Here is a 3,509-nt window from a genome sequence, read left to right as displayed (position 1 = left end):
TTGTAAATCTGCCGGCACTGCCTTCGAAGGTTCGAATCCTTCCCCCACCACCATCATTCAAACCAGTAGCTTAGGCTGCTGGTTTTTTTCTATCTATCCCTTTATTCCCTCTTAAATATTTCCACATCTAAGTTCTAAATTCGCACGTAAAAAAATTGCTATAATCTTATTATGTCGTTAATTTGTAAACCATGATCAATAAGCATTAGAAGTCATATTGATCTTGATAACATTAATAATAACAAAACTATGGATAGGTTATGACTTCAAGTTTCACGGAAACAGAACAAGAAAAGTGGAACAACATAAAAGTGCTCATCGTAGATGATCAACTTTCATGTGCGCAATTGGTCAAAAGTGTTTTAGAAAAAACAGCGATTAAATCTATTGATACCGCTACTTGCTACCAACAAGCCATTCAACTGTGTCAGAATCATCGTTACGATATTGTTTTATTTGACTTTCATCTTAATCAAAACATCAATGGTGGTGAGCTACTCACCTTGCTACGTAAAAAAAATATCATTACCTCAAATTGTGGTGTGATTTTTTTCTCCGGCGATCGCTCACCCGAGGTTATTTCAACCACAATGGGAATTGATCCAGATAGCTTTCTGACCAAGCCCATCAATGTTGGTACATTAAAGCAGCGAGTGCTCAACGTTTACAAAATGTGCTTACTCCGCCAACCGGTTTATGATGCTTTAGATAAAAAAGACATTAAACTTGCTATTCAAAGATGTCGTCAATTATTGCGCGAACAAGGCCATAATCTTCATATTGAAACATTATTACTTGAGCTATTAATAGAGCAAAATCAGTGGCAACAAGCTGAACAATTATTGGCGGTATTTAAACAACGTACTCAACACCATAAATTAGCGCTTATTGATGCTCAGCTGGCAATCAAACAAGGAAACACCACTGATGCTATAAATCAACTTAAACTGCTAATAAAACAAGTACCTTTGTGTGTTACAGCTTATGATGAACTGGCTTATCTTTATCAACATAATAAACAATTTGAGAATGCATTAGATATTGCAAAGCAAGTACTTACATTAACGCCTACAATCCCACATAGAGCCTTGTTAGTCGCTCAACTCGCGGCAGATATTAATGATATTGATACCTTTTTATATGCCGGTAAAACATTAGCAACGCATTTACCTATTATCGATCAATGGTGGTTAGTTAACTTTGCTGAATACACCGCTATTTTTGAGCAAATCTATACGAGTCAATTATCACTTCAACATAACCACCGCTTTCACAATGAGATCAAAATTATTCATAGTTTTGCCTTGCAGCGACTACAAGACGATCAAAAGTACTTATTAGATGCCTTTGCTAATATTGCACTTGCGCGTATTAATCACACAGATCAACACAAACAAAAAGCTAAAAGGCGCTTACTTCAAGGACTAAGCCCCTTTTTTGGTGAGATGAGTCAAGCACCTACTATTATTATGGTGGAGTCCCTACCAATGCTTATAAGTTACGGGGAAACACGATTAATTGGAGAGATCTATCAGGTACTCATGACGCGTTCAGAATTAGACGGTCACAGTCAATTTCGTTTAAGTGAACTGACAGAAAAACAACTTATTATTGAAAATGTTCGACTACTGGTGAGTCATTTAGAAACCGCTAAAGTGAACTTAACTCAAGATCCAAAACGTGCCAAAGCATTGTACTGCACCATTTTGCATGATTATCCACAATGTAGTGAAGCTATGCTGGGTTATTGCGAAAGCTTCCTTAACCAACATCAATATAATGATCGTGAGGCACTCGAGTATTTAAAACAAATAAAAAAAATACCGTTGCCACTACCATTAGCGCATTGGAAAGAAACACTGATAAAGAAATATTGTTCAACACATACAACAGTGCTAAACCAAATAGAGTAGATAATAAAAAACCTAGAATACGATGTGTACTCTAGGTTTTTTATACTATCTTATTTCGTTAATTAACGAATAAAACGATTATAGATAAATAGCAGCACTAAGGCACCGACAGTTGCAACAATAATGGTACCAAGTAGACCTGAAGCACCAATACCCAGCAGTGAACCAAGGAAACCACCGGCAAAAGAACCCGCAATACCTAAACCACATGTAGCGATCCAACCGCCACCATCATTTCCAGGCATCAACCATTTAGCTAGCGCACCTGCGATAAGACCAACTATAATCCAAGTGATAATAGACATTATATTTTCCTTCGTCTGTGGCAGTAACAACATCATCACTGCGTTATATTCATCCGAATACTATTTAAAACAATATGTTGTAGTATTTCGTATTCATCCAGCATAGACCTGATAACGGACTCAGTACAAGTAAAGTACGTATTTTTTATCTCTTTTTATCATGGACTAAACTTACAGCTAAAAATAGACTGTTATATAAAATCTAATTTATTGATTTTTAATAACTATCTTTCATCTAGCAATTAAAATTAATTCTTCTGCAAATAAATAAAACACTGATTTATTTATTTGACATTACTTACCACCCTGCAAATATGAATAGATTATTAAAATATATCTCATAAAAAACAACATTATATTTAGCTATTCACCCTTTACAGATACCTAAAAGGAATAAGTGATCTTTGTCACAAACACGTATCAGAGAGAGACTTAATATAGCGCTACTAATTGTATGATGTAAGAGCTATCTATGAACAGATTTGAAGGAAAAGTAGTCATTATCACTGGTGCAGGTAATGGTATGGGTAAAGCTGCAGCACACCGTTTTGCCTCAGAAGGTGCAATTGTTGTTCTAGCAGATCTTTATCAGGACGCACTAGATAAAGTACACAGTGAGTTAATTGCAGAAAAAACACTCTCTGTTAAAACCGATGTTTCAAATGAAGCTGAAGTGAAAAATCTTATTGATCAAACTATTAAGAATTTCAATAAAATTGACATCTTAATCAATAATGCTGGCGTACATATTCCAGGCACAATATTAGACGGTAGCATTAAAGATTGGGAAAAGATCTCTAGCGTCAATATTAATGGTGCTATTTACTGCTCTAAATATGCATTACCTCACTTGATCGAAAGCAAAGGCTGTATTGTTAATAATGCCTCTGTTTCTGGTTTAGGCGCTGACTGGGGCGCGGCTTACTATTGCGTATCCAAAGGCGCTATTGTTAACTTAACTCGTGTACTTGCACTGGATTTTGGCCTACAAGGTGTGCGTGTTAACTCTGTATGCCCAAGCCTAGTGAAAACCAATATGACTAATAGCTGGCCGGAAGATATCCGTAATAAGTTTAACGAACGCATTCCGCTTGGTCGTGCAGCAGAACCTGAAGAAGTCGCTGCAGTAATGAGCTTCTTAGCAAGTGATGATGCAAGCTTTGTAAACGGTGTAAACCTACCTGTAGATGGTGGTGTTACCGCTTCTGACGGTCAACCTAAAATCGTTGCATAATTTAACCTGATTACCACTATTTAACAGCCACTGTTAAATTATCTCCTATACTTCAAG

General features: G+C 36.4%; 3 protein-coding genes. 2 read left to right on the top strand and 1 reads right to left on the bottom strand.

What is annotated here, in order from left to right; translation table 11 throughout:
• Window positions 1-260 precede the first annotated feature (260 nt).
• Window positions 261-1,913, top strand: coding sequence for a response regulator (locus I3259_RS20030; RefSeq protein ID WP_238031424.1), 1,653 nt, complete (start codon window positions 261-263; stop codon window positions 1,911-1,913).
• Between the two features lie 62 nt (window positions 1,914-1,975).
• Here the strand turns inward: I3259_RS20030 and I3259_RS20025 are convergent, their stop codons facing one another.
• Window positions 1,976-2,218: a GlsB/YeaQ/YmgE family stress response membrane protein gene (locus I3259_RS20025; protein ID WP_006646367.1), complete on the bottom strand. Its 243-nt coding sequence runs from the start codon at window positions 2,216-2,218 to the stop codon at window positions 1,976-1,978.
• A gap of 472 nt (window positions 2,219-2,690) precedes the next feature.
• On the opposite strand from I3259_RS20025, the gene I3259_RS20020 reads away from it, so the two are divergent.
• The gene (locus I3259_RS20020) at window positions 2,691-3,452 is read left to right on the top strand and encodes a glucose 1-dehydrogenase (RefSeq protein WP_238031423.1); all 762 of its coding nucleotides are present in this window, start codon (window positions 2,691-2,693) and stop codon (window positions 3,450-3,452) included.
• Window positions 3,453-3,509: the final 57 nt, after the last annotated feature.

This window comes from Photobacterium sp. Ph5, assembly GCF_022129445.1.
Lineage (GTDB): Bacteria > Pseudomonadota > Gammaproteobacteria > Enterobacterales > Vibrionaceae > Photobacterium.
Note: the sequence above shows the minus strand (reverse complement) of the source record. Positions and strands in the feature narration are given on the sequence as shown.

Coding starts and splice junctions, on each gene's coding strand:
- I3259_RS20030 (WP_238031424.1), top strand. CDS start 261: ATGACTTCAAGTTTCACGGAAACAGAACAAGAAAAGTGGAACAACATA.
- I3259_RS20025 (WP_006646367.1), bottom strand. CDS start 2,218: ATGTCTATTATCACTTGGATTATAGTTGGTCTTATCGCAGGTGCGCTA.
- I3259_RS20020 (WP_238031423.1), top strand. CDS start 2,691: ATGAACAGATTTGAAGGAAAAGTAGTCATTATCACTGGTGCAGGTAAT.